The 25,810-nt window shown below is 47.0% G+C and carries 22 protein-coding genes; 12 read left to right on the top strand and 10 right to left on the bottom strand.

The features are described from left to right. Positions 1–5: 5 nt before the first annotated feature. Positions 6–365 carry a 50S ribosomal protein L20 gene (gene rplT / locus ACFQZR_RS23865; protein WP_018756265.1) on the top strand — a complete coding sequence of 120 codons (360 nt, stop codon included), beginning with the start codon at positions 6–8 and terminating at the stop codon, positions 363–365. Between the two features lie 199 nt (positions 366–564). Then, on the top strand, positions 565–867 hold the full coding sequence (locus ACFQZR_RS23860) for a hypothetical protein (RefSeq protein WP_379350539.1): 303 nt from the start codon (positions 565–567) through the stop codon (positions 865–867). Between the two features lie 23 nt (positions 868–890). On the opposite strand, the gene ACFQZR_RS23855 is transcribed toward ACFQZR_RS23860, so the two are convergent. Then, positions 891–1,340: a GNAT family N-acetyltransferase gene (locus ACFQZR_RS23855; RefSeq protein ID WP_314585703.1), complete on the bottom strand. Its 450-nt coding sequence runs from the start codon at positions 1,338–1,340 to the stop codon at positions 891–893. 509 nt (positions 1,341–1,849) lie between these two features. On the opposite strand from ACFQZR_RS23855, the gene ilvB reads away from it, so the two are divergent. The 4 genes from ilvB to ACFQZR_RS23835 all read left to right on the top strand — a co-directional run bounded on the left by ilvB (position 1,850) and on the right by ACFQZR_RS23835 (position 7,031). Then, the gene (ilvB, locus tag ACFQZR_RS23850) at positions 1,850–3,592 is read left to right on the top strand and encodes a biosynthetic-type acetolactate synthase large subunit (protein WP_379350537.1); all 1,743 of its coding nucleotides are present in this window, start codon (positions 1,850–1,852) and stop codon (positions 3,590–3,592) included. Beyond that, entirely contained in the window at positions 3,592–4,080 is a 489-nt protein-coding gene (ilvN, locus tag ACFQZR_RS23845; RefSeq protein WP_026263840.1) for an acetolactate synthase small subunit, read from the top strand. Before ilvB ends, ilvN begins: the two co-directional genes overlap by 1 nt. A 313-nt stretch (positions 4,081–4,393) precedes the next feature. Further along, entirely contained in the window at positions 4,394–5,386 is a 993-nt protein-coding gene (ilvC, locus tag ACFQZR_RS23840) for a ketol-acid reductoisomerase (RefSeq protein ID WP_018756260.1), read from the top strand. Between the two features lie 97 nt (positions 5,387–5,483). After that, positions 5,484–7,031 carry a 2-isopropylmalate synthase gene (locus ACFQZR_RS23835; protein ID WP_379350534.1) on the top strand — a complete coding sequence of 516 codons (1,548 nt, stop codon included), beginning with the start codon at positions 5,484–5,486 and terminating at the stop codon, positions 7,029–7,031. A gap of 95 nt (positions 7,032–7,126) precedes the next feature. Here the strand turns inward: ACFQZR_RS23835 and ACFQZR_RS23830 are convergent, their stop codons facing one another. Next, positions 7,127–7,975 carry a polysaccharide deacetylase family protein gene (locus ACFQZR_RS23830; protein WP_379350532.1) on the bottom strand — a complete coding sequence of 283 codons (849 nt, stop codon included), beginning with the start codon at positions 7,973–7,975 and terminating at the stop codon, positions 7,127–7,129. Positions 7,976–8,182: 207 nt separating this feature from the next. On the opposite strand from ACFQZR_RS23830, the gene leuB reads away from it, so the two are divergent. Beyond that, complete coding sequence (leuB, locus tag ACFQZR_RS23825) at positions 8,183–9,277, top strand: 3-isopropylmalate dehydrogenase (protein WP_018756257.1); 1,095 nt, start codon at positions 8,183–8,185, stop codon at positions 9,275–9,277. 151 nt (positions 9,278–9,428) lie between these two features. After that, positions 9,429–9,968, top strand: a complete 540-nt coding sequence (locus tag ACFQZR_RS23820) for a peroxiredoxin (RefSeq protein WP_018756256.1) — start codon at positions 9,429–9,431, stop codon at positions 9,966–9,968. 295 nt (positions 9,969–10,263) lie between these two features. Here ACFQZR_RS23820 and ACFQZR_RS23815 read toward each other — a convergent pair whose 3' ends face one another. Genes ACFQZR_RS23815 through ACFQZR_RS23795 form a run of 5 tightly spaced genes read right to left on the bottom strand, consistent with a single transcriptional unit; the run spans position 10,264 to position 18,293 of the window. Beyond that, positions 10,264–12,228, bottom strand: a complete 1,965-nt coding sequence (locus tag ACFQZR_RS23815; RefSeq protein WP_379350529.1) for a glycoside hydrolase family 15 protein — start codon at positions 12,226–12,228, stop codon at positions 10,264–10,266. A 4-nt stretch (positions 12,229–12,232) separates the two neighbouring features. After that, a complete protein-coding gene (locus tag ACFQZR_RS23810) occupies positions 12,233–14,662 on the bottom strand; it encodes a sugar phosphate nucleotidyltransferase (RefSeq protein ID WP_379350527.1) in 2,430 nt (809 codons plus the stop codon). Continuing rightward, positions 14,659–17,529: a 1,4-alpha-glucan branching protein domain-containing protein gene (locus ACFQZR_RS23805; protein ID WP_379350525.1), complete on the bottom strand. Its 2,871-nt coding sequence runs from the start codon at positions 17,527–17,529 to the stop codon at positions 14,659–14,661. Before ACFQZR_RS23805 ends, ACFQZR_RS23810 begins: the two co-directional genes overlap by 4 nt. Further along, positions 17,526–18,056 (bottom strand): DUF4912 domain-containing protein, encoded by a 531-nt coding sequence (locus tag ACFQZR_RS23800; RefSeq protein ID WP_379350523.1) that lies wholly within the window; start codon positions 18,054–18,056, stop codon positions 17,526–17,528. Before ACFQZR_RS23800 ends, ACFQZR_RS23805 begins: the two co-directional genes overlap by 4 nt. Before the next feature lie 39 nt (positions 18,057–18,095). After that, a complete protein-coding gene (locus ACFQZR_RS23795; RefSeq protein WP_018756251.1) occupies positions 18,096–18,293 on the bottom strand; it encodes a KTSC domain-containing protein in 198 nt (65 codons plus the stop codon). A 299-nt stretch (positions 18,294–18,592) separates the two neighbouring features. Here ACFQZR_RS23795 and ACFQZR_RS23790 point away from each other — a divergent pair, with 299 nt between their 5' ends. The 3 genes from ACFQZR_RS23790 to ACFQZR_RS23780 all read left to right on the top strand — a co-directional run bounded on the left by ACFQZR_RS23790 (position 18,593) and on the right by ACFQZR_RS23780 (position 21,974). Further along, positions 18,593–19,006: a hypothetical protein gene (locus ACFQZR_RS23790; protein WP_018756250.1), complete on the top strand. Its 414-nt coding sequence runs from the start codon at positions 18,593–18,595 to the stop codon at positions 19,004–19,006. 162 nt (positions 19,007–19,168) lie between these two features. Further along, complete coding sequence (locus tag ACFQZR_RS23785) at positions 19,169–20,239, top strand: two-component system sensor histidine kinase NtrB (RefSeq protein ID WP_379350520.1); 1,071 nt, start codon at positions 19,169–19,171, stop codon at positions 20,237–20,239. A 220-nt stretch (positions 20,240–20,459) separates the two neighbouring features. Then, positions 20,460–21,974 (top strand): leucyl aminopeptidase, encoded by a 1,515-nt coding sequence (locus ACFQZR_RS23780; protein ID WP_379350518.1) that lies wholly within the window; start codon positions 20,460–20,462, stop codon positions 21,972–21,974. Positions 21,975–22,032: 58 nt separating this feature from the next. On the opposite strand, the gene ACFQZR_RS23775 is transcribed toward ACFQZR_RS23780, so the two are convergent. The 3 genes from ACFQZR_RS23775 to ACFQZR_RS23765 are packed head-to-tail and all read right to left on the bottom strand — an operon-like array spanning position 22,033 to position 24,490. Further along, on the bottom strand, positions 22,033–22,206 hold the full coding sequence (locus ACFQZR_RS23775; RefSeq protein ID WP_379350516.1) for a FeoB-associated Cys-rich membrane protein: 174 nt from the start codon (positions 22,204–22,206) through the stop codon (positions 22,033–22,035). Between the two features lie 32 nt (positions 22,207–22,238). Continuing rightward, positions 22,239–24,248, bottom strand: coding sequence for a ferrous iron transport protein B (gene feoB / locus ACFQZR_RS23770; RefSeq protein ID WP_379350514.1), 2,010 nt, complete (start codon positions 24,246–24,248; stop codon positions 22,239–22,241). Next, the gene (locus tag ACFQZR_RS23765) at positions 24,245–24,490 is read right to left on the bottom strand and encodes a FeoA family protein (RefSeq protein WP_379350512.1); all 246 of its coding nucleotides are present in this window, start codon (positions 24,488–24,490) and stop codon (positions 24,245–24,247) included. Before ACFQZR_RS23765 ends, feoB begins: the two co-directional genes overlap by 4 nt. 210 nt (positions 24,491–24,700) lie before the next feature. Here ACFQZR_RS23765 and ACFQZR_RS23760 point away from each other — a divergent pair, with 210 nt between their 5' ends. Next, a complete protein-coding gene (locus ACFQZR_RS23760; RefSeq protein ID WP_018756245.1) occupies positions 24,701–25,666 on the top strand; it encodes an aldolase catalytic domain-containing protein in 966 nt (321 codons plus the stop codon). Positions 25,667–25,810: the final 144 nt, after the last annotated feature.

Here is a 25,810-nt window from a genome sequence, read left to right as displayed (position 1 = left end):
TCGAAATGGCAAGAGTAAAAGGCGGATTTGTAACACGTCGTCGTCATAACAAGATTTTAAAGCTTGCTAAAGGTTACTTTGGCTCGAAACATAGAATTTTCAAAACTGCAAAAGAACAGGTTAATAAATCCCTGGTCTATGCATACCGCGATCGTCGCACAACAAAACGTAACTTCCGCAAATTGTGGATCGTACGTATTAACGCGGCTGCTCGTATGAACGGATTGTCTTACAGCAAATTGATGCACGGCCTTAAATTGGCTGGTGTAGACATCAACCGCAAAATGTTGGCTGACCTTGCAGTGAACGATCTAAATGCGTTCAACTCTTTGGCTGGCGTAGCAAAAGAAAAAATCAACGCTTAATATATATTAAGTGCTGTTAAGAGAGTCGTCACATCTGTGACGGCTCTTTTTGGTTGTTCGGCCACGATGGATAAAGAGTTGAACGATGGTTAATAAATTTACGTGTGTTATGTTGTGCGAATGCTAGGGGACAAGAGTCCAATCTTTTTCTGGTTCATAGAATAGAGTGTAGATAATCCAGGAAAAGGAGGGTTTTCTCATGGCAGTCACAAAGGCTCAAGCCCAGAAACTTATCGGTAAGAAGATTTTAGCCGTTCGGAAAGATGGAATTCATGTTACGGGTAAACTGGTTCGAATTGCCGGAAATCGTCTTATTCTTGAACGTCGTTCTGGTAAAAAAGTCCATACAAAAGCAATTATTCCACTTGTATTATTCGACCTCTTGGCGATTGGGACAGCGAGCAGTCCATATTACGGAGGGTATGGTGGATATGGCGGCGGTTATCCATACGGAGGTTACGGCAACGGCTATGGCGGATACAATCAATATGGATATTATTAAAGAGGGAATGGGCAGCAGAAATCTTAAAGGTCGAGCCGTCTGAGCAATTCGTAGTAATGCGTTTCCTGCCAATGATGCATAATATGATAACCCGAGCGAATATAGAAGAGCAGTGCACCTTGATTCACGTCATCGACGAGCAGCTTGGATTGATGACATCCTAATCGTCGTGCATAGTTTTCAGCTGTGAGCAGCAACCTAGCTCCATACCCTTTGCGTTTGTGGCTGGACTTCACAGCAAGCATATCGATGTACATCCATTTGCCGTGGATCATGACGTGAATGAAACCAAGCGGCTCACTGCTCGGAAGCGCGGACAGAATGAAGGTTCTTCCGCGTTTCAACCTTGTTAGAACGTCCTTTGCCACTTCGTCGTGGGACATGATGTAGGGGGACATCGGAAGTAATTCTGACTCTACGAGTGCAATGATTTTTGCATCATCAGAGTGCGACTGGCGCATACGGATAAGCATGTGTTTTCACCCCGTTCGAAGGAAAGTTAGATGATCCATGCGTTTATGTATTGTATGTGCGTGCGGATGGAAAGGGAATTTTTTTATTACATAGCTATTGACTTCTGTCATAAGCTAGGAATATAATACATCTAACAATTTGAAACATATTGGTAATAGCGATGAAGAGGACGAAGTTTTAAGGGCCCTTTTGCTCAGAGAGTGTGTGGAACTTGCTGCAACCACCACCGAAATCCCTTATATACGAGCTCACCTCGGAGCTGTTCTCCTGAACGAATTCCATTTGGGAACTATTAGGGAGAGTCGTAAGGTACACGTTACGTATCAGCGTACATGCAGAGGATTTGATTGGCTGCATTGTACCTATGAAGGTTACACATTGCGAGATGTGTAGCAAATTTGGGTGGTACCACGGAAGATCAACCTTTCGTCCCTCATCACGTGCAATACGTGTGAGGACGGAAGGTTTTTTTGATTTTAAATTAATTTTCAAAAAAGGAGGAACACTTATGAACGCTCAAAGTGCAATGATGGGGTCAAAAGAACAACTACGCGAAAAATGGATGAAGCCGGAAGTGATTACGGGTTCGGAAATTCTGCTTCGCAGTCTACTGCTAGAAGGTGTCGAATGCGTCTTCGGCTATCCGGGTGGCGCAGTGCTCTACATTTACGATGCAATGCATGGATTTGATGATTTCAAACACGTTCTTACACGTCACGAACAAGGCGCGATTCATGCGGCAGATGGATATGCAAGAGCAAGCGGCAACGTCGGCGTGTGTATCGCAACTTCTGGACCGGGGGCAACCAACCTCGTCACTGGAATTGCGACAGCTTATATGGATTCGGTGCCGCTCGTAGTCATTACAGGCAACGTAGCGACGAACTTCATCGGAACGGATGCATTCCAAGAAGCAGACATTACAGGGATTACGATGCCGATCACGAAGCATAGTTATCTCGTCCGCGATGTAGAGGATCTACCGCGCATCATTCACGAAGCGTTCCATATTGCCTCTACAGGTCGTAAAGGTCCGGTCCTTATCGACATCCCAAAAGACGTATCGGCGAACAAAACGATGTTCAAACCTGTGACGGAAGTGAACATTCGTGGATATAACCCAACGGTGAATCCGAATCGTCTACAGACGGATAAATTGCTGAAGGCCATCGAATCGGCACAAAGACCACTTATTCTAGCGGGTGGCGGCGTTGTCTACTCTGGTGGTCACGAGGAATTGTATCAGTTCGTTACGACAACGGGCATTCCGATTACGACAACATTACTCGGACTTGGCGGATTCCCAAGCGGTCACGATCTCTGGACAGGAATGCCGGGGATGCACGGAACATTTGCATCGAACAAGGCGCTCCAGAATACAGATTTGCTGATCAACATTGGCGCTAGATTTGATGATCGGGTAACGATGAAGCTTCAAGGTTTTGCTCCACACGCCAAAGTGGTTCATATTGATATTGATCCAGCGGAGATCGGCAAGAATGTACCGACGGACATCCCAATCGTGGGTGATGTCAAATCCGTTCTTGAAATCTTAAACAAAGATGCAAAATATGCGCATGTCGATGCTTGGCGAGCTCAAGTGATGCAGTGGAAAGAAGAGCAGCCGCTTCAATACGAAGATTCCGAGACGGAATTAAAACCGCAATGGGTCATTGAAATGCTGCACCGCACAACACAAGGTCAAGCGATCGTAACGACAGACGTTGGGCAGCATCAAATGTGGGCAGCACAGTTCTACAAATTCAATCAACCGCGCTCCTTCGTCACTTCCGGTGGTCTTGGAACGATGGGCTTCGGATTCCCATCCGCGATTGGTGCGCAAATGGCACATCCTGATCGCCTAGTCATCTCGATCAACGGCGACGGCGGTATGCAGATGTGTGCGCAAGAGCTTGCGATCTGTGCAATCAACAACATTCCGGTCAAGGTCGTTATTATTAACAACCAAGTATTGGGGATGGTTCGTCAGTGGCAAGAGATTATCTATAAAGGTCGCTATAGCCATATTGATCTTGAAGGAAGCCCGGATTTCCCGAAACTCGCCGAAGCTTACGGCGTGAAGGGATTGCGTGCAACGAATAAAGAAGAAGCTGAGGCTGCATGGCAGGAAGCACTAAATACATCGGGTCCGGTCGTCGTCGAGTTTGTGGTCCGCAAGGGTGAGAACGTCTACCCGATGGTTCAAGCAGGAGACACGATCGATCAAATGTTATTGGGGGATAGCGAATGATGCAGACTAAACATACCATCGCCGTTCTAGTAAATGATCAACCAGGTGTATTGCAACGCGTATCCGGCTTGTTCGGACGCCGTGGATTTAATATCGAGAGTATCACTGTGGGACAGTCGGAAGAAGCCGGCTTGTCCCGGATGGTTATCGTTACGGAAGGTGACAGCGGAACGCTAGAGCAAATCGAGAAACAACTGTACAAATTGATTGATGTTATCAAAGTTATTGATCTGAGCTCGAAGCCGATGGTGGCACGCGAGCTCGCCTTGATCAAAGTAAAGGCAGAACCCAATGTACGTCCTGAGATTATGGGTGTCGTTGAAACCTTCCGTGCAGCGGTTGTCGATATTGGCACACATAGCATGATGGTTCAAGTCGTTGGGGATACCGACAAGATCGATGCGATGATCGAGTTGATGAAACCTTACGGAATCAAGGAGCTTAGCCGGACTGGTGTAACCGCCATGATCCGCGGCAACGCCAACTAAGTGGAAGCTTTAAATAAAGCTTTTGATCACGAAGTATTTCAATGAGGCATTATCGGCATCGAATCTTGCGTTCAAGCTCGAAGTCCGATGCTCATGTAGGTTTCACCTACACTGCGCTTCTCCTTCTTCGCTTTCACGCAACCTTCTCGGTGCTGAAAAGCTTAATTTAAAGCACGATTATATTTTTTGAAAATGCTATATTAAAATCTATTATCAAATGCCCGCTAAGCGGGTGTTTGAGAGGATAGGACAACCCTATCCTTTGAGACACCCGCTTAGCGAGGGTTTACATTAAAAGGAGGATTTATCTATTATGGCAGTTACAATGTTCTACGAAAATGATGCAGATTTAAGCGTTCTTAAAGGGAAGACAATCGCAATTATCGGTTACGGAAGCCAAGGTCACGCTCAAGCACAAAACTTGCGTGATAGCGGATTGAACGTTGTTATCGGTCTTCGCGAAGGTAAATCAGCTGATAAAGCTCGCAATGACGGTTTTGAAGTATTGTCGGTTGCAGACGCTACACTCCGTGCGGATGTCGTTCAAATCTTGATGCCGGATGAGACGCAAGCTAGCGTGTACAAGAACGAAATCGAACCAAACTTGAAATCCGATGCGGCACTACTCTTCTCCCACGGCTTCAACGTTCACTTCGGACAAATCGTTCCGAAGAAAGGTAACGACGTATTGCTCGTAGCACCGAAATCCCCAGGACATATGGTTCGTCGTACGTATGTTGAAGGCTTCGGCGTTCCTGGCTTGATCGCAATCGAGCAAGATGCAACTGGTAATGCACAAGCAATCGGTCTTGCATATGCAAAAGGTATCGGATGTACGCGTGCAGGGGTTATCGAAACAACATTCGCTGAAGAGACAGAAACAGATTTGTTCGGTGAGCAAGCTGTACTTTGCGGTGGTGTAAGCGCACTTGTTAAAGCAGGTTTCGAAACATTGACAGAAGCTGGATACGCTCCTGAAATGGCATACTTCGAGTGCTTGCACGAATTGAAATTGATCGTTGACTTGATGTATGAAGGCGGACTTGCTTCCATGCGCGATTCCATCAGTAACACAGCTGAGTACGGCGACTATGTAACAGGTCCTCGTATCGTAACAGATGAGACGAAGAAAGCGATGAAAGCTGTATTGTCCGATATCCAACAAGGTAAATTCGCTCGCGACTTCATCCTTGAAAATCAATCGAACCGTGCATTCTTGACAGCAACTCGCCGTAACGAAGCAAACCACCCAATCGAAGTGGTTGGCGGTCAACTTCGTGAATTGATGCATTGGATCAAGAAATAATAAATAATAATATCATAGCGTTTTTGAAAAGCTTCCGGAGGGTCACCTTCGGAAGCTTTTAGCAATAAAGCTTCTTAGTTCAATTCGGAGGTGCAGCATGCGTAAAATTTATATTTTTGATACAACTTTGCGGGATGGTGAGCAATCGCCCGGCGTCAATTTGAATACGAAAGAAAAAGTGGAAATCGCTTACCAGCTTGAAAAACTGGGTGTTGATCGGATTGAAGCAGGTTTTCCTGCTGCATCGCCCGGGGATTTGGCGGCGGTGAATGCAGTAGCTCGTGCGGTAAAGAATGCTTCCGTGATCGGACTCGCTCGTTCACGTACCCAAGATATCGATGCGGTACGTGAAGCCTTAATCGGTGCGCAAGATCCATGCATCCACTTATTCCTTGCATCTTCTCCAATTCACCGTCAGCACAAGCTTCGGATGACGAAGGAGCAAATGCTCGAAGCGGCAGAATCGGCGATTAAGTATGCGAAGAAGTATTTCAGCAAAATTGAATTCTCACCAGAAGATGCGGGGCGTACGGAGCTGGACTTCTTATGCCAAGTGACCGAGATGGCGATCAAAGCAGGTGCGACGGTCGTTAATATTCCGGATACGGTAGGATTCTTGACGCCGTATGAATACGGCAATATTTTCAAGACTTTGAAGGAGAACGTCAAAGGTATCGAGACGATTCAGCTTAGTGCTCATTGTCACGATGATTTGGGGATGGCAACTGCCAATGCACTAGCGGCCATCTTGAATGGCGCGGATCAGATTGAAGGCACAATCAATGGAATTGGAGAACGTGCCGGGAATACTTCCCTCGAAGAAGTGGCGATGGCACTTGAGACACGCCAAGACTTTTTCCAAGCGAAGACGACGTTGCATTTGTCCGAAATTGCGCGAACAAGCCGCCTCGTGAGCAAATTGACAGGGATGGTCGTACCTGGGAATAAAGCCATTGTGGGTGCGAACGCATTCGCGCACGAATCAGGCATTCACCAGGATGGCATGCTGAAAGAGAAGACAACATACGAGATTATGTCGCCAGAGACGATCGGACTGAAAGATAGCAAGCTCGTGCTTGGCAAACATTCAGGTCGTCATGCATTCCGTGAGAAATTGATTGATCTAGGCTATGATCTGGGCGAAGAGCAAGTGAATATCGCATTTGCGAAGTTCAAAGACTTGGCCGACAAGAAAAAAGAAGTATCTGACGAAGACATTCGCGCGATGATCGAAGAGAAATTGATCGAAACGCAAGAAGTATTCAAACTCGATATCCTTCATGTTTCGTATGGCAATCAATTCGTTCCATCTGCACGTGTGACGCTGCACACCATCGATGGGAAGACATTGGAAAAAGAAGCGGAAGGCAATGGTTCGGTTGATGCGATTTACAATGCGATTGATAAAGCGACGGGCGAAGAGGTGGAGCTTAGCGATTACTCCATCAAATCGGTATCGCACGGGAAAGACGCGCAAGGCGAAGTTCATGTCATTCTGGCACAGAATGGCATTACGGAACAGGGCCGCGGTGTAAGTACGGATATTCTCGAAGCGAGTGCCAAAGCATACATCGATGCATTGAATCGTCTAATCGAGAAGCGGAAGACATCTACAGGTCGCCGCGACAAAATGAGCCTAATCTAACGAAAACATAGAAGAACCACTTGCGACTTTGCACTGCACCCAATTGTCAGATCATCTAACAATGGGCATGCAGTAGTGTCCAAGTGGTTTTTTGTTTACCGATATGCAGGTTTATGCAGTAACTCCGGAATGGTCACAATTTCAATGTTCTGTGCTCGGAGCTCTGCAACCATACTTGGCAGCGCCTCGATCGTCCCCGTCAAATCTTCCCCTACGCCTCCGGCTCCATGCTGAAGTACGATCGCGCCAGAAGTGATATGGCTCATGATATTATCTCTAACTTGATCGGCAGATAAGCCTTTCCAATCGAGGGAGTCGACGTTCCAGTTAATAATTTTCATATGCTTGCTCGCAAGCCATTTAATCTGATCTTCGCTTACATTGCCATAAGGAGGTCGAATGAATAGCATCGTTTTACCCGTAATTTTCTTGATAATATGCTCTGTCTTTAGAACTTCATTTTGAAATGCGGCATCGGCGATTTTGGGCAAGTTCGCATGTGTATAGGAATGATTGCCAATAACATGTCCCTCGTTGATCATTCGTTGAACGATATCAGGATGGCTCTCCGCACGGTTTCCGACAACGAAGAATGTTGCTTTGATATCAAGCTTTTTGAGTGTATCAAGAATGAGTGGTGTGAAATAATCATCAGGCACATCGTCAAATGTTAACGCAATACGTCTGGGGGCGGGTGGACCATGAAGTAAGAAAGTGGAGCTATATTTGGCACGAAGCTCTGCTAAGGTAAGTGGCTGCGGCTTACGTATACTAGATTCTGCACCCCCAGCCAAGTCGGGCGTCACAGATTCATTCATCGAGAAAGGTCTCAGGGTATGAGGCTTTGAATAGTTTTTCACTTTTGGAGCTGAAGGGCTCGTGCAACCTGATAGGATGAGCGTCAATAAGAGTGGGAGCAGGAGTGTATTCTTGATGATTCTCATGATGCATGACCTCCATACGGCATATATGCGTTCATCAAATTCCAGATTTAGTGTGAGTTGCCAGGCCAGAAATTATGCAGCTTTATAGTCGATTCCTATTAAGATCATAGATTTTATATCTTAGTCAGAATAATAGGATTGCGATAAAATGGGTACATGATGAAATTGAGGAAAATCAGATCGATCAAATAGATGGAGGTTGTTCATATGTCCGAAGTGAAAAAGATTGCGATTATTGCCGGTGACGGAATCGGCCCAGAAGTGGTAGCAGAAGCGGAGAAAGTATTGAAACGTACAGAAGAATTGTTCGGGTACAAGTTCGAAACCGAGCACGGTCTGTTCGGAGGGATTGCGATTGATGAGAAAGGTACACCGTTACCGCAAGAGACGCTTGAAATTTGTCAAAAGGCTGATGCTGTACTGCTTGGCGCTGTTGGCGGACCGAAATGGGATAACAATCCGAAAGAGCTTCGTCCAGAGACAGGGTTACTCGGTATTCGTAAGGCACTCGGCTTATTCTCGAACATCCGCCCTGCAAATGTATTCGATTGCTTGAAAGAAGCATCGACTTTGAAACCAGAAGTGCTCGAAGGTACGGACTTGATCGTTGTTCGTGAATTGACAGGCGGTATTTATTTCGGTGAGAAATTCCGTCGGGATACAGAGAATGGACAAGAAGCGGTTGATACATGTGCTTACAGCGAAAAAGAAGTTGAACGTATTGCGCGTCAAGGTTTCGAAATCGCTCAGAAGCGCCGCAAAAAATTGGCTTCAGTTGATAAAGCGAACGTTCTAGAGACATCCCGCCTATGGCGTGAAGTGGTGAATCGGATTGCACCAGAGTATCCAGATGTTGAGCTGGAGCACGTACTTGTCGATAACTGTGCCATGCAATTGCTTCGCCGCCCATCGAGCTTTGATGTTATCGTAACAGAGAACATGTTCGGAGACATCATCAGTGATGAAGCAGCGATGTTAACAGGATCGATTGGCATGTTGTCTTCTGCATCACTTGGCGAAGGAAGCTTCGGATTGTACGAACCGGTACACGGTTCCGCACCGGATATTGCTGGCCAAGGCATCTCGAACCCGATCGCAACGATCCTATCTGTTGCACTCATGTTCCGTCTCACATTCGGTTATGAAGATGCAGCGCAATCGATTGAAAATGCGGTTAAAAATGTTCTTGATGCGGGACACCGTACAGGTGACATTGCAGTCGATAAGAGCAAGGCAATCGGAACGACAGCAATGGGCGATTTGATCATCGCAGCGATGGAGAAAGTCAGCGTCGCAGTATAGTTTTCACAAATTAGCCATCTAATTTATAATGATTCTAAATTAGTAACTGCTTTAATCTTGACTTTCAAATAGGCGAATGATAACATCTAACTTGTGAGTTATTTACTTTGAAAGTAACAATATTTCATAGATTCAGAGGAGGATTTTTATCATGGCAGAACGTTTAGTTGGAAGACCAGCTCCTGAGTTTAACATGGAGACAGCAACAGGAGATGGACAAAAATTCGGAGCGGCATCACTGAATGACTACCGCGGCAAATGGTTAGTATTCTTCTTCTACCCACTTGACTTCACATTCGTGTGCCCAACTGAAATTACAGCACTTAGCGATGCGGCTCCTGAGTTCAAGAAACTTAACACTGAAATCCTTGGTGTAAGTATCGACTCCGTACACAGCCACAAAGCATGGATCAACGCTCCAAAAGAAGCTGGCGGTTTGGGTCAAATTAACTTCCCACTTGCTTCCGACATCACGAAGAACGTTGCTCGTGACTACGGCGTATTGATCGAAGAAGAAGGTATCGCGCTTCGCGGCTTGTTCATTATCGATCCAGAAGGCGAATTGAAATACCAAGTGGTTAACCACAACGATGTAGGTCGCAGCGTTGAAGAGACACTTCGTGTACTTCAAGCGCTACAATCTGGTGGTCTTTGCCCGATCAACTGGAAACCAGGCGACAAAAACCTATAATATAAGGTAACTTAAATATCACCTTTCCATCACGATGCCTTTTCAGGATGCATTGTCGACATCGAATCTTGCATTCACCCATCGAACTCCGTTGCTCATTTAGGTATCCCTAAACTCCGCTACTCGTTCTTCGGGTTCATGCAACCTTCTCGGTGCTGAAAAGTCGATATTTAACCTTCATTTGAATTTAAGTTCAAAAGAATTAAACCCTCGCGGGTGCCGAGTATCTCGGCCCATCGCGAGGGTTTTTGGTTTTTTTATAACCTTTTAAAACCTGCAATACCTTGAATACCTTCTACACCTTTGACAGCTCCTCATACCGCTGCAAATACTCGATTACGGTCGACACGAACGTCGCATGCGACCATGTTAATGGCGCAACGGAGAGGGGGGTGCCGTTGAACGGGTCCACCTGCTCCGGCAGCATGCCGCTCTCCATGCTGTGCTCCACGACCCACATCAGTGTCCTTCGAGGGATGGATAAATCCGCAAGGCTGCGGGCATTGGCGATATCGAATTTGGCAAACCAAAGGGTGCAGATGATCCATGGATTTCCAGGAACCTGCTCCAAGTTACTGCTCTTCTGGAAGTAATAATCGTGGTAGTAACGTGCAATACCACCGACTTGGGTCTTCACGGATAATTGGTTTCGAAGCGCATTCATGGTGCGCTGCACACGCTCATCCGTTGCGGGGAAGACGCCGAATTCGAATAAGGCGAAGATGCTGCTCTCCGGGGTCAAATCCTGTTGCCATTCTCCATCTTTCCGATATAATCCGCGCACATACCGACCTAATTCTTCGTTCCATAAATGCCTTTCCATTCCTTGCTTCATGGATTCCGCCGCTTCTTGGTACTTAATCGAACGTTTGTCATCCCCGAATAATTTGGCGAAGTTCGCTGCTGCTGATAAGCCGCCATAGACCGCAGCAGAGGTAAAAGTGAAGATGCCATACCGTTCTTCCCAGAGGTCATAACTTGGCTTTGGCAGCTGCAATTCCTCTTCGACAAAAGTATATAAGAAGTTGGCTGCGCGCCGGATTAAGGTCCGATAGAGCGATTGCGGCAGTTCAACATCTCCATTGCGCACATAATCCTGCCATAGTGTAAATAAGACAAGGGCCGTCTCATCTTCTTGAATCGGCAGCTGCTGTTTGCCATCATGAATGTAAGGATGCCAGCTGGATCCGACGGTTCCGTCCGGATTGTACTTGTGATGCAGGTAGCCCTCAGGTGCTAATGCATTAGCACAGAAATGGAAGAAAGGAACGATCATGCCGTGATATCCGGCCATCGACATGGCATGGGCTACGAGTGCGCCGTCGCGCGGCCACATGTAGCTGTAATGATCACGGTTAAATTGCATAATATCGGTGTCATTGGCTGCGATGATCGCACCATTCACATCGGTTTGGGTCCGGACAATGAGCAGACTATGCTTGAATAGCTTCTCAATCGCTACACCGAGATCCGCATATTGACGATCGGATTTATTGGCCCAACGCTGCCAGTAGATGGTAATACGGTCCAGCAAATTACCAGGCCCACTATCCCGTACATACGTATCCAGCTTCTTCACTTCTTCGAGGGAGGGCCCCGCAGATAACCAATAATAGCCAAGAATACTGCTTCGCGCGGGGACGATCCCTTTAACGCTGATCACGCTGTCAACGGAGCCTTGTGCGATAGGATTCCCCGACAAATCGCCATCTTCGGCATCGCGGAAGGTTCCCTCAGCTTGATGAAAACGTTTGGTCCCTGTCGAGAATTGGTGGATCCCATCTTGATCGAAGCGGGCGTTGAACATGAAATACCGGTCTTTTTTATAATGAAAAATCGTGTGATTCGTCGGGTAGTAAACCGCTGTATCACCAACCTCGGTCTCATTGATGATCAGATCTTGATGAAAAAAGATACGGACCTCGCGATCCGTATAGGCATGATTGTGGACTTCGATTCTTTTCAAATAAATGGCGTCTCGTTGGTGAATGCCATCATTCATGGTTAGGGTAATGCCGAGCCGATCATGGATCGCTGTAACCTGGGTGACAAGAGAATCTTCGAGGTAGGAAAGATGAAAATTCCATTCCGGGTCACTAAGCCAGCTGAATTGCCCATCCACATAACATCCGATATGGCAGCGATAACCTCCAACATGATTCAGCTGACCGACGTAAGGATAGAACATATCGCGAATACAGCCGTACTGATCCAGATTTATGAGAAATTTACCGTTTCCTACGACGAGGTGTCTAGGCACGTCATCACTTCCTTAGGGGCGAATTCGTTCTAACAAGTTGGTTGCAATAATTCGAGATCATTCGTTCCGCATTCGTCTCAGATGAAGCATGTGCGATGACGCGGAATAGGGGCTCATCATGATCCGGCAGAATAATAACCCAGCCTTCTTCTGTCATCACTTTAATGCCGTCGATGAGTTCTGTTGCTTGATGTTTGGTGGCCTTGAGGATTTGGCGCATCATAGAGCCTTTCTCATGCCATGCGCATGGAATGACTTCTTTGGCGGTATAAAAGTATGGAATTTGTGATATTAGTTCTTCAAGCGTTATGGATTCCGTCATCATCGCTTGGATGATGAGGCTAACCGCATAGATGTCATCCAGCAATGGGTTGAAGAGAAAGCCTCGACTTGATTCGAGTAAGGCGCGATTATTTTCCTTCGTACGCACAAGAGACAGTGGAGTGTCTAGGACAAGCGATTCTACGACTTGCGGAGCACTCACGGGAACCCCTAGACTGTAGGATTTCTTTAATTTGCTGGTAGCGAGAATTTTAAGCGCTAGCAGTTGTTCATCGCTAATCCGTGTCCCATCTCGAAGTACAAGGTGAAGTCCTTGCCCGTTGCGTCCAAGATGAATTCCAAAATCTGCATTTGTCTGCATCACTGTATCGATCAGCTCTTCTTCATATCCTTTGGTCCCGTTATGATGCAGAATGATGCGATGACCTAGAATAAGACTTGCGAACCGTTCGATAAAGGAGCCGTGATCATGCGGATCGTATTGCAGAACGGCAAATACGGGATGCGGCAGTACAGCAATAGCAGAGAGATCTCTGACGAGTTTCTGCATATAGTCGGTCTCTGCATAATTGTACTGGCGATATTCGCCGATCTGATTGACATGTCCGCGAATGAAATCTTCCTGCCAGAAGGCATTCTCAATTTTCCGTTCGAGACTTTTGGCAAGCGGAAGCCCTTGACTATCGAGTAGTTCAATCAACAAATGATCTTGGCCTTGCACATCGATCATTCGCATATGAACAGCACCGTTCAACTGCATCGTCTGAACGCTATTACGGCAGACAGCTGTCGTCCCTGCTCCCAGATCAAGGACATGAATGCCCGCGGCTTGCAGCCCGGCAGCGAATGCAATTTTCATCATGGAGGCGAAGGGATGCGTCGAGCTGCAGAGACCAACGGTGGTCGTAGGCGACAGAATGGAGCCGAAGGCTGCTGCCAGTTTGCCAGCGAATTCGGGTGTCATCTCTGAATTCGGAATCCCATAGACCCCTTTGCCTCGGAAGAGCTGATGCATCGTCTGTTCCCCCCAGATGATGGAGGTATGCACTTTACTGCTTGGAAGGATCACTTTATTCGGCCATAGCTTAACATTGGATTTCACTGTTACTTCAGGTCCAAGTGTGCATCCTGACCCGATAACGGCATTCTCTTGCATCCGCGTACGTTGACCGATCAAGTTCCGATCGCAGACAAGTGCGCTTTGCAACTCGCAGTCCGGTCCAATCTGATTGTTATCCCACAGAATAGTCCGATCGATATGTGTCCCTTGTAGGATTTGATTGCTGCTGCCGATGATGGAATATTCACCGATAACGGCCCCAGGTGAAATGATGCTGTGTGCACCGATATAAACGGGGCCTATATAGGTTACGCGATCCGTTAAGGTTGTGTGATTTTCTACGAAAATTCCTGGAGCAATTTCATCGGCGGCAATATGTACTTGCACCTTGCGGTCTAGCATATCGAATTGTGTCTCGCGGTATTGCTGGAGATTTCCGATATCGGACCAGTATCCTTCGGCGATATAGCCATATAAGGGGGCATGTTTCTCGAGCAGGAGCGGGAAGAGCTGCATACTGAAGTCATAGACCTGCTGAGCTGGAATCAGCTCGAAAATGTCAGGCTCGAGAATATAAATTCCTGTATTGACGGTGTCGCTGAACACTTCGCTCCAATTGGGCTTCTCTAGGAATCGCGTAATTCGTCCTTCCTGATTGGTCATAACAACGCCATATTCGAGCGGTGTATCAACCTCGGTTAAGACGATGGTTGCGATCGATTCGCGTTCCTGGTGGAAGGCAACGGCATCATCCAAGTTGAAGTCGGTCAGCGCATCGCCGCTGATTACGATAAATGTCTCATCCAGGAAGGAGGAAGCATTGCGTACACTGCCTGCAGTCCCTAGAGGCTCGGTCTCTTCAAAATAGTGTAGATTCACGCCAAATTCCGATCCATCGCCGAAATAATCGCGAATCACATCCGGCAAATACTGCACCGTAACGGCAATTTCGGTAATGTTATGCTTCTTCAGCAGCTCAATAATGTATTCCATACAAGGCCGGTTCAAGAGAGGTACCATCGGCTTCGGGGTCTGCATGGTTAAAGGACGCAGACGCGTGCCTTTACCGCCTGCCATAATCACTGCTTTCATCGCATAATCACTCCTTCATACACTTGTTTGGTAGAGACGGCGATTGATTTCCAATCGTAGCGTTGTTCCACTTTGTGAAGCGCGTTCACTGCCATGTTATCCGCAATATCTGGGTGCAGCAGCACTTCAGTTACATGCCAAGCGAGGGATTCGACATGGCCGGGCAAGGCTTTGTACCCATCCACGCCATGCTCAATAATCTCTGCTAGTCCGCCGGTATCGGAGACGACAACGGGGGTACCGCTCTGCATCGCTTCAAGGGCAACAATACCAAAAGGTTCATAGAGACTTGGGAAGACGCAGACATCTGCAAGCTGTAACAGGTCGTTACGCGTATCATCGTGAATGAAGCCTGTGAAAGTAACATGGGAAGTAAGTCCAAGTCGCGCGGCGAGAGCTTCTAGCTCAGCCTTCATCGGACCTGTCCCTGCAATAATCAGCTTGGCATTCGGGACAGACGAATGAACATGAGGCAGTGCTTCAATTAAGATGTGGATGCCTTTTTCATAGACTAATCGGCCGATATAGAACAAGATTTTCTCATGTGGCGCGGCATATTGTAATCGAAGGTTAGCGTGATTGTGCTCGGAAGAGTTCTGTTCGAATGATGCGATTTCGACCCCGTTCGGAATCATAGATACTTTGGATGGAGGGAGTGTGAATAGGGATTGTACTTCACTGACCATGGCGTTGCTGCATACGATGACTTGATCCGCGATGGCTGTGAGATCGGTCTCCATCTGATGGATACGACGCTGAACATCGTGTTCAATGATGCCGTGATTGCGGCCATATTCGGTTGCGTGAATGGTTGCAATCAGCGGCGTCCTGGCATAGTCCTTCAGATCTTTGGCTGTGTAGTGGACAAGCCAGTCATGCGCATGGATGAAATCAAACTGATGACCGCTCTCCATGAGTAGAACAGCGTAATCGCTCATAGCCAAATTTAACTGAAAGACCCAATCCATGAAGTCGATTGGTGTCGTGGTCTGTAGGACATTCACACGATGGACGTGAATGCCGTTCATCTGTTCATACGACGGACTGCCCTGCACGGACCTTGTTATGACATGGACTTCAATTCGTTGATCGACAAGATAACGAGATAAATCGAATACCGCTTTGGCAAGCCCGCCAATCACGAGCGGCGGAAATTCCCAGGCGAGCATCAGCACCTTACGATAGCGCCAGGTGGATCTGGCATCCATGGCATAAGCATCCGGCAGCAGCATAGGCGGCGGACTGGATAAGGATGATGTATAGAGTTCATAGTGCACGGAAGCAAGACAAGCAGCATGGTGTTCCATACGTTCGAGATGTTCCAAATCGTAAAATCGATGCTCTATCATATCGATAAGCTCGTGGAACTGTTTCAGGTGATGCTCCGTGCGTGCGGCGGCATACGTAGGAACCGTCTTCGCATCCATGATAAAAGCCCAGTCACTGCTCTGCGCGAGCATTAATTCACGAATTGATTGATTCAATATTCGTTCAGCGACAGCGGTATGCCCCCACAGGTTTGTGGTATGATGCTGCATCGTATGTAGTAATCGATCTTCAGCTTGGTGCAACAATCGATAAATCCAATCATTTTCTTGCCCAAGCCATACTTCGGCATATCCATTTCTTCCCCAGCTGCAGAAGGGTATATCCACTTGTTCCGATACCGGATATTCACGCAAGTAGTCTTCTGGTGTAATAAAAGTAAACGTACCCTGCTGGTTCCTATGATTACGGAATAGTGCTTCGATCCATAATGGGCCTTCATACCACCAATGACCGAATAATTCAGCATCATAGGGACTCACGATGAGCGGTTTACGATCACACTGTGATTGATAGCTCTTAATCTGTTGTTCTCGGCAATAGAGGAAATGATCTGCATGCTTTGCTGCTTTGTGCTGAGCCCACACCGGGTTATAAGGCTTCTTCTCTTGCTCGTTTTCGCTGATTCGATAATATTTCACACCAGTATGTATCCGTGCTCCGTTCGAGAGAACATAAGGTTTAATATATTCCCATTCCTCGGCATCACCCCAACCAAGGTCATAGCCAATATCGCGATAATATTCCCGATAATCAGGGTCACCTGGATATCCTTCGCGACTGCTCCAGACTTGACGCGATGATTCAGGATCTCTGGCAAACGCATGAATCCCGTCTACTGTCATCACAGGTGCTGCTAGCCCGCGAGACGGCTTCGGCGAAGCATGTTCAATACCGTGAGAATCAACAACAAAATATTGCAGTCCCGCGGCCTGCAAGAGTGGTGATAATTCAGCCGTATAGGCGCATTCAGGCAACCAGATGCCCCGAGGTGGTCGTCCAAAATGGCGTTCATATTCAAGTACACCGACCATCAGTTGTGCCTTGATTGATACCTCATGTTTCAAGAAAGGCAGAAAAGCATGGGTGGCTGAACAAGTCATAATATCTATACAGCCAACATCTTGATAATAGCGGAATTTGGCAATAATCTGACGACCACACGCCTTATAATAATCGTAAAGCTCGGTCCATATTTGGGTATACATGACCGCAAGCGCAGCGAATTCGGGATTACTCTGATTCCGTTCTTGTTCAAGTTCGGACAGTTGAATGAGCTGTATCAGATAAGCTTCATATCGCTCGGACATGAGTGGATCTTCCATCATCGCAAGTAGAGGTGGTGAGAGTGATAGCGTAAGTCGGAATGGGATATGATCGCGATGCAACCGATCGAACATGAGCAGCAGTGGAAGATAAGTCTCCGTCATCGCTTCGAAAAACCAACGTTCTTCCATATAATCATCTCGGTCTGCGTGACGAACATAAGGTAAGTGCGCATGAAGAATAAGAGAGAGATAACCTTGGGTACTCAAATTCATGTATGAACTCCTTCTTTGAAATGATAGACAGAATAGGTTGAGAATTCATGATACGGGGATGTGTTCTCCAAGGTGGCACCTTGGTTCAGCGATGGATGCTGTTCATGCATATGTTCAGACAGAGGGTGTCCTTGCTCGATTGTCGCTGCCCGATTTCTTGGCGTTCTCACGGTATTTCCACGGAGCAATGGAACGAACTGATGGTAAATGTTATATGTTCCAAAGTCCGCGGTATACGATCTAGCAGGTGTGAGATCGTGAAAATACCAGGATCTTGCATCTTCCACCGAATGATCCGTATATTTTGCGGCATCGTGCGAAATACTAGAGAGGGAGCCATTATTTTCATAGAGTCGAATAATTTTGGGCATTGAGGCCCAATCGGTGTGATAATGGCGCGTTACAGCCGTGATAGTACGCTCAGAAATTTCCCAATATGCATAGAGGGTGGTCGGGCTCACAACCATGAGTTGCAGCACGTTGTGATGATATGCAGGGAGTATAGGAGCATGTTCCGATTCTGACATAGCGACCTCCTTTTACGCTGGAATCGTGGGTTACATCATTCATTTCGCACTTACCATGAACTGGATGAAGTCGTCATAACGGTTCTCGGATTGAACTAAGGAATCGTAGATGTCCTTGGTTACGGAAGTGAAAGATTTAATCTCACCGTTATGATATTGGGCATGCAGCTCATGGGTGCTGTCATTGTACAGCAGATAGCTAATCTGCTTGGAACAAATCGGAATGATGAAGGACAATGGTTTTCCCTCCTTATTTTCGCAATTGTCTTTCATCTATATGTCGCTGGAAATGGGTTTATAACTTAAGCATTTCTTCGGAAAATATAAGAACAATTTATCTTGAAACGGATAAGCTCTTATATTTTAAAAAAAGGAATTCTAACGGTGTATCGCGAATATGATTGTAAGCACACACAAGAAAACGCTTACCGCGAAGTGCAGCTTGACTTTGTTATATAGCTCCTGTGACATGGGCGAATGGAAATATTCATTGCAGAGGATTCCACAAGGAATATTTGTAGGAGGAGGATGTCAAAATGAGTTTTTGTTGCGGCGCGAGTATGATGGGAACGAAGGGAACTTTGAAGCATTTTCAAACCCAGATTCACAACGTACCTCTTCTGTTCTGTCCGGTCTGTTATCGGGTTGAAGTGCATCACATGGTGGAGAATGAATATGAAATATTAGCTGAATATGCTCATGGTGATGGGGCAGATGAGGTGGATTTCCGAGATTATGTGGTTGAAGAAGAGAAGGACATGTACGAAAATTGTGTCAATTCGGAACATGAGGATCCACTCGAAGTGGTGAAGACTCAGATTGACATGGCGCTTGATCTGTTGACGGTGGCAGGGCATTTGAATGATACAGCGTGGCAGATGCAGCTGAAGAAACGGCTCGCGGTCATGAGTCATCGGAAGCAGCGGTTATTGCAGAAGAACAAATCTTAATCGAATTTATCATCGTTCATTTAAATCTTACCTGCGAGGTAAGATTTTTTTTGTGATACGCTAAAACTACCTCTAATTCGACAGGATCTATGGTTGACCAATTTGCCATTTTTTTACTATGATGGTGATAAAGTTGCATTTTTAGCTAAGGGAGGTATAGCTTTGGCGGTAGATCTTCGGAACCACGTATATGAGAATGCACTCCAGCAGTTGGATAGCGGCGTATTATTATTCGATTCGGGTGGGACATTATGTTTCACCAATCAGGAATTGTTACGTTTACTCGAAATATCTGAGGATACGCTGCAAGGTTATTCGCTCAAGCAGTTGATGCGCCATCCGGCGCTCAAGCGAGAGTTCCGCTCGATGATCGTTCAAGTGACCAAAGCCGTGCTCAGGCACAAGCTGACCCGGTATGAACTCATGGATGTGAGCAACCGGCACTGGCTTATCACGATCACGAACTCCGTTCGTATGGGTGGGTATTGCATGCTTACGATCAAAGACGTCTCGGTATATAAGGATGTCGAACAGACGACGTATCAGCAGGACAAGCTGGTCATGCTAGGACAGATTTCTGCGGCGATTGCGCATGAAATTCGGAATCCGCTTACAGCCATTCGAGGGTTTATCCAATTATTGAAGCCCTATTTGATGGCGATCGGGAAGGAAGAATATTCGCGCATTATACTAACGGAAATCGACCGCGCCAATGATATTATTTATGAATTTTTGAATTCGTCCAAGCCTACGAAACCAGAGAAATCCTGTATGGGAATTCATTCGCTGCTTCGTGAGGTCATCATGCTGATAGAGAGTGAGGCGTTGATGCGTGGATGTCAGATTCGAGTACTGGAGGAATCGATTACGGATTGGCAAGTAGCGATTGATGTGAAGCAGATGAAGCAAGTCATGCTGAATCTGATGAAAAATTCGATGGATGCGATCTGTGAATCCGGGAAGCAAGTGCCAGGTCTTATTGAGCTTGTGGTGAAGAACACCGGTGAACAGTTGAAAATTATGATTCGGGATAATGGCAAAGGGATGAGCAAGCTCGCGCAGAAGAAGCTGTTCGAACCGTTCTATACGACCAAGCCGTCAGGCACGGGATTAGGTCTATCGGTTAGTGAGCGGATTATCAAAAATCACGGCGGTTCGATACAGGTGGATAGTCAAGTTGGTGTCGGGACTGAATTCATACTTACGCTGCCAGTGGCTCAATGCGCAATTTGAGGTAGTTTAAATTAAAAAGGCTTTTATGAGGGAGAATGGAATTGTACCTTATAAAAGCCTTTTTCAATACGAAATCTTCGTCCGATCATGGAAAATAAACGAAAGTCGGCAGACAAATTGCCGCCTTTTTTGTTGTGAAAATACAGCGTATAATCGATTACTGGGCATAATTGTGAATATAATGAAGCATAAACGATGAAGGACTGGTGATCAGACAACCATGAAAACAACGATACGGTGTGATGCGATGACCTGGTTAGCAAGTGCGCAGACGGAAGTCATCATCTGGCCAATCCGCAAAGAACAGTTGAAGTCGGGAAGCATTCATCCGGATTTGGATGCGCTATTGCAGGCGACTGCAGCCCAAGGCTTATTCGAAGCCAAACCCAATCAGATCTATTCGATGCCGGTCGGCGGCGCTTTCCAACTCAAGACGGTGATGCTCGTGGGACTTGGAAGTCGTGAGCTGCAACCGGATGTGCTGAGGCGAGCTGCGCAGGCTGCAGGCAGAGCGGTCATAAAGTTGAAGTCAGCATCTGTTGCTTGGATCGTACCTGCTGTACACGAGGTCATTGTGACCGATCGACCTTCTTATACATGTGCTCGTGCACTGACTGAAGGATTCTTGCACGGCGCATATCGGATGAAGAAATATTACCGGGACCAACCTAAATATCAGGGTGTATCGGAATTGATCTATCTACGTGAATCTGCAGGCTTGGAAGATGCTACAGAAGACTGGATGGATGGTGTACGCACAGGGCAGATCGTTGCAGAAGCGACGAATATGGCTCGAGATTTGACGAACGTGCCAGGCAATATGCTTGTACCGAAGCTGCTTGCTGATGAAGCCGTGAGCATTGCGAACGCACATCAGCTTGAAGTCGATATTCTGGATGAGCAGCAGATTGCAGACCATGGGATGGGCGGATTGCTCGCAGTCGGGCAAGGCAGTGCGAATCCTCCTCGCATGATCGTGCTCAAATACCACGGCGCAGACGATGCAGAGGATGTATTCGGTCTTGTCGGCAAAGGCATTACCTTTGATACAGGTGGGATATCGCTGAAGAAAGCCTCAGGGATGGAAGAGATGATTAGCGATATGGGCGGTTCGGCTGTTGTCCTTGGCGTCATGCAGGCGATTGCGCAGCTGCGTCCTCGAATAAATGTCATTGCAGTGATCCCATCGGCAGAGAATATGCCATCATCGAGTGCTTTTAAACCCGGGGATATCGTGAAGACACTCAGCGGACGTACCATTGAGATTCTGAATACGGATGCAGAGGGACGTGTTGTTCTTGCAGACGGCATGACCTATGCGAAGCAGCTTGGGGCGACCAAGCTCATCGATGTGGCGACGCTTACAGGTGCGGTGCTCGTTGCGCTAGGCGATGTGGCAACCGGCGCGGTAACGAATGATGAGACGTTCTTACAGGAATTCATCGCTGCTTCCAGACGGACGGGCGAGAAGGTGTGGCAATTGCCTGCATACGACGAGTTCTGGGATATGCTAAAAAGCGATGTTGCCGATTTGCGTAATAGCACGGGTTCACACGGTGCGACGATTACGGCGGGCTTATTCATTGGCACATTCGCGGAAGGACTCCCGTGGATTCACTTGGATACAGGCGGTACGGCATTTCTGATGCGTGATCGTGGGATTGATAGCAAAGGGGCTACAGGGGAGATGGTCCGTACCATTACGGAGCTCTTCATGTCACAGGAAGATCAATAATAACAAGAGAAGGGAGAAAGAGCCGTATTCTGGGCTCGTTCTCCCTTTCGCATTCATTTTATTGCTTGACGTCCTCGGACTCTGGGCGTTGTGATGAAGAACATTGGTTCATATGACAGGATTTATGCTGTGAGCAAGAAGCACATGCGCCTTGTCTGCTCTTGCGGAAATATCGGTATAATGTCCATGCGGAGTAACCGACGATGACCGAAATAATTAGAACATCCACCATATTCGAATCGCTCCTTCAAGTGATATTAACATCTATGTCAAGCCGATCCATAGCCCGATTTGATAGATCAGAACGCTGACTGTGTAAGCAAGCACGAGTCCGTATGCAATTGAGAATAAAGTCCACCGCATCGAAGCGGTTTCTTTTCGGATGACGCCAACTGTAGCAAGGCAAGGTACATACAAAAGAATAAAGGCCATGAAACTGTAAGCTTGCAGTGGTGAGAACGCGTGCTTGATCTGTGTCTCTAAGCCTGACATATCCGGTGTATGATAGATGATGTTCATGGTAGAGACGACGACTTCTTTGGCCATAAACCCTGTCAATAGAGATGCTCCCGCTTGCCAAGTGCCGAATCCAAGAGGTGCAAGTATAGGAGCGAATAGGCCCCCTATCCATGCAAGGAAGCTATGATCCATGTCGACGCCGAACCCACTGGGTCCCGCATAGGATAAGAACCAGATCACGACCGATCCCCCGAGAATGAATGTACCGGCTTTACGAATGAAGCCTTTCCCTTTTTCCCACGTGTTACGCAGCAAGGAGCGGGCTTGGGGCATACGGTAGGGCGGAATCTCGATGACGAAGATCGACTTCTCCCCTGTATAGAATAAATGCGTGAACAACTTGGCTAAGACTAATGCCATGACGATGCCAAGCAGGTATAACGAGAAGACGACGGCCGCTTTGTTGCTGATAAAAAATGCACCAGCGAACAGACTATAGACCGGCAGTCTTGCCGAACAAGACATGAGCGGGGTGAGAAGCGTCGTAACAAGCCGTTCCTTCGGCTGCTCGATCGATCTCGCAGCCATCACCGCCGGCACATTACAGCCAAATCCAATAATAAAAGGAATAAAGGCTTTGCCGTTGAGTCCTACCATCTCCATGACGCGATCCATCACAAGGGTCACGCGAGCCATGTATCCGGAGTCTTCAACCAATGAAATTAAGAAGAACAGCATGAAAATTTGTGGGACGAAGACGAGAACACCGCCTACGCCAGCAATAATCCCATCGACGATCAATGCATGGGTGAACTCGGAAGCACCAACGGCTGTCAGCGCTTGATTTACTAGGTCACTGATCGGGCCGCCAATGAATCCGTCCAATACATCGGAGAGGGGCTGACCGAACCAGTCGAAAGTTAGCTTGAACAGCAGGAACATAAAGGCCAGGAAGATAGGCAGACCGAGCCATTTATGCGTTATGATCGCGTCGATCCGTTCGGTTAGCGTATGGGCCTCAGATTGCCTTATGTCTACGCATTGCTCCATAAGCTGTCGAATAAAGCCCATTCGCACACTGCGGATGAATTGCGGCAGGTGCAGGCCTTCTCCCGATGCACGAAGAGACTCTTCGGCCTGTTCGTAGATAGCCCGCAATGGTTCTATCGACATGATGCTGGTCAGCTTCTCGATAACAACCGGGTTATTCTCGAGAAATTGCAAGCTTAACCAGCGAGGATTCGGCAACTCCACTTGTTGAGGGAGCGCGCGGATACAAGCCGTTATTGCTTGTTCGACAATGGATCCATATGAAATTTGGAACTGACTTACAGGCAGGTTCGGCTCCGATAAATGACTCAGCATTTGATTCGTGCCTTGTCCCGTACGTGCGACAATCGGTAGAACAGGGACCTGCAGAAGGTCGGATAATTTATCCGTATCGACATGAATGCCGCGTGCCTTAGCGACATCAATCATGTTTAATCCGATGAGAAAGGGCTTGTTATATTCAAGCAGCTGTACAGTAAGATAGAAATTTCGCTCGAGCTGAGAGCTGTCGATGATATTCAACACGGCATCCGGCGATTCAGTAAGCAGAAAATTCGCAGCAACACCTTCGTCACTGGACACCGGATGTAAGGAATAGATGCCGGGAAGGTCTACGAGTTGGCCCTGTTTGTTCCGCAGCAGCCCTACCTTCTTTTCGACCGTCACACCAGACCAGTTACCTACATATTCGTAGGACTTCGTGAGGGTGTTGAACAGTGAGGTTTTCCCGGTATTCGGATTACCAGCTAAAGCAATCGTTCTCATACCAAGATCACCTCGATTTTCTTCGCTTCTTGTCTGCGGATACCGAACATCTGCCCGTTCGATTCACAAGTGATTGGCCCGCCGAAAGGCGCTTTCCGTTTCATGTGGATCTCTGATCCAATGGTAATGCCCAAATCGAGCAGCCTCCTGCTTACGAGGACATGGAGATCGGCACAGCTATGAATGCGCACGGTTGAACCTGGGGCAACGCTGGCTAGGTTTACAATTGCTTGGCTGTTCATCGAAAGTCACCCTTGTTTCTTATAGTAATTGAGAATAGTTATCATTGTGAACATTTTCACTATAACATGTTTGCCGGAGAATGAACATCCTTTTTTTTGGCGAAATTGCGTCGAAACCCTGAGGAAATTGCCGAAAATCCTTTTGATTTACCACACTAATTCAAGTAGAATGGAAGGAAATGAAAAAGAGGATCAAAGGAGACAAGCTTAATGAAGACAAATCATTGTAAAATCGTCGATTGTACCATTCGTGATGGCGGCCTAGTGAATAATTGGGACTTCAGCATCGAATTCGTTCAGAATCTTTATGCTGGATTGAATGAAGCAGGCGTTGATTATATGGAAATCGGCTACAAGAACTCCCCGAAATTATTAAAAGGTGCCGATGAAGTCGGACCTTGGCGTTTCCTAAATGATGATTTCCTTCGTAAAGTCATCCCGCAAAAAGGAAATACGAAATTATCAGCCCTCGTCGATATCGGTCGCGTGGATGAGAACGACATTCTTCCTCGCAGCGAGAGCATGCTGGATCTAATCCGCGTTGCATGCTACAGCAAAGACGTCGATAAAGCGCTTGATTTGGTGCAGAAATTCCATGATCTTGGCTATGAGACGACGCTGAACATTATGGCCTTGTCGAATGTTATGGAGCATGAGTTGCTCGAAGCGTTCGAAATGATCAGGGAAAGTGTCGTGGATGTTGTCTATATCGTCGATTCCTATGGCAGCCTGGATCATAACGATATCGAACATCTCGTTGAGAAGTTCAAACTTCATTTGCCGAACAAACGTCTTGGCGTGCATACGCACAACAATATGCAATTGGCATTCTCCAATTCGCTTATTGCTGCAGAGCTAGGCGTTGAATTGCTTGATGCGTCGGTATACGGTATGGGACGTGCCGCTGGGAACTGCCCGACAGAGCTTCTTGTAACGCATCTGAAGCACAGCAAGTATTCCTTGCGTCCGGTCCTTGATATCATTGAGCGCTACATGGTTCCACTTCGTGAGCGCGAAGAGTGGGGCTATATCATTCCATACATGATCACGGGAACATTGGACGAGCATCCACGCTCTGCGATGGCGCTTCGTGCATCGGATGATAAAGATAAGGCTGTTGATTTCTATGACCGCCTAACGACTCCGGAAACGGCAATCACAAAACCTAAATCATAAAACGAAAGCCATGCTACTCGTAAACATACGAGTTCATGGCTTTTCTTACCACATTAGAAAGTATAAGTTTTCGGCATCCGAAAACAGCTTTCTTATTGGCGATAAAACCTACCTTTGACCGCGGTCGCTCATCTTCGAAATAAG

This window comes from Paenibacillus sp. GCM10027629 (assembly GCF_042676425.1).
GTDB classification, from domain to species: Bacteria; Bacillota; Bacilli; order Paenibacillales; family Paenibacillaceae; genus Paenibacillus_K; species Paenibacillus_K terrigena.
Note: the sequence above shows the minus strand (reverse complement) of the source record. Positions and strands in the feature narration are given on the sequence as shown.

What these genes read in the sequence shown, in the direction of transcription:
- rplT (WP_018756265.1), top strand. Translation starts at nt 6, where the DNA reads ATGGCAAGAGTAAAAGGCGGATTTGTAACACGTCGTCGTCATAACAAG.
- ACFQZR_RS23860 (WP_379350539.1), top strand. Translation starts at nt 565, where the DNA reads ATGGCAGTCACAAAGGCTCAAGCCCAGAAACTTATCGGTAAGAAGATT.
- ACFQZR_RS23855 (WP_314585703.1), bottom strand. Translation starts at nt 1,340, where the DNA reads ATGCTTATCCGTATGCGCCAGTCGCACTCTGATGATGCAAAAATCATT.
- ilvB (WP_379350537.1), top strand. Translation starts at nt 1,850, where the DNA reads ATGAACGCTCAAAGTGCAATGATGGGGTCAAAAGAACAACTACGCGAA.
- ilvN (WP_026263840.1), top strand. Translation starts at nt 3,592, where the DNA reads ATGCAGACTAAACATACCATCGCCGTTCTAGTAAATGATCAACCAGGT.
- ilvC (WP_018756260.1), top strand. Translation starts at nt 4,394, where the DNA reads ATGGCAGTTACAATGTTCTACGAAAATGATGCAGATTTAAGCGTTCTT.
- ACFQZR_RS23835 (WP_379350534.1), top strand. Translation starts at nt 5,484, where the DNA reads ATGCGTAAAATTTATATTTTTGATACAACTTTGCGGGATGGTGAGCAA.
- ACFQZR_RS23830 (WP_379350532.1), bottom strand. Translation starts at nt 7,975, where the DNA reads ATGAGAATCATCAAGAATACACTCCTGCTCCCACTCTTATTGACGCTC.
- leuB (WP_018756257.1), top strand. Translation starts at nt 8,183, where the DNA reads ATGTCCGAAGTGAAAAAGATTGCGATTATTGCCGGTGACGGAATCGGC.
- ACFQZR_RS23820 (WP_018756256.1), top strand. Translation starts at nt 9,429, where the DNA reads ATGGCAGAACGTTTAGTTGGAAGACCAGCTCCTGAGTTTAACATGGAG.
- ACFQZR_RS23810 (WP_379350527.1), bottom strand. Translation starts at nt 14,662, where the DNA reads ATGAAAGCAGTGATTATGGCAGGCGGTAAAGGCACGCGTCTGCGTCCT.
- ACFQZR_RS23805 (WP_379350525.1), bottom strand. Translation starts at nt 17,529, where the DNA reads ATGAATTTGAGTACCCAAGGTTATCTCTCTCTTATTCTTCATGCGCAC.
- ACFQZR_RS23800 (WP_379350523.1), bottom strand. Translation starts at nt 18,056, where the DNA reads ATGTCAGAATCGGAACATGCTCCTATACTCCCTGCATATCATCACAAC.
- ACFQZR_RS23790 (WP_018756250.1), top strand. Translation starts at nt 18,593, where the DNA reads ATGAGTTTTTGTTGCGGCGCGAGTATGATGGGAACGAAGGGAACTTTG.
- ACFQZR_RS23780 (WP_379350518.1), top strand. Translation starts at nt 20,460, where the DNA reads ATGAAAACAACGATACGGTGTGATGCGATGACCTGGTTAGCAAGTGCG.
- ACFQZR_RS23775 (WP_379350516.1), bottom strand. Translation starts at nt 22,206, where the DNA reads ATGGTGGATGTTCTAATTATTTCGGTCATCGTCGGTTACTCCGCATGG.
- feoB (WP_379350514.1), bottom strand. Translation starts at nt 24,248, where the DNA reads ATGAGAACGATTGCTTTAGCTGGTAATCCGAATACCGGGAAAACCTCA.
- ACFQZR_RS23765 (WP_379350512.1), bottom strand. Translation starts at nt 24,490, where the DNA reads ATGAACAGCCAAGCAATTGTAAACCTAGCCAGCGTTGCCCCAGGTTCA.
- ACFQZR_RS23760 (WP_018756245.1), top strand. Translation starts at nt 24,701, where the DNA reads ATGAAGACAAATCATTGTAAAATCGTCGATTGTACCATTCGTGATGGC.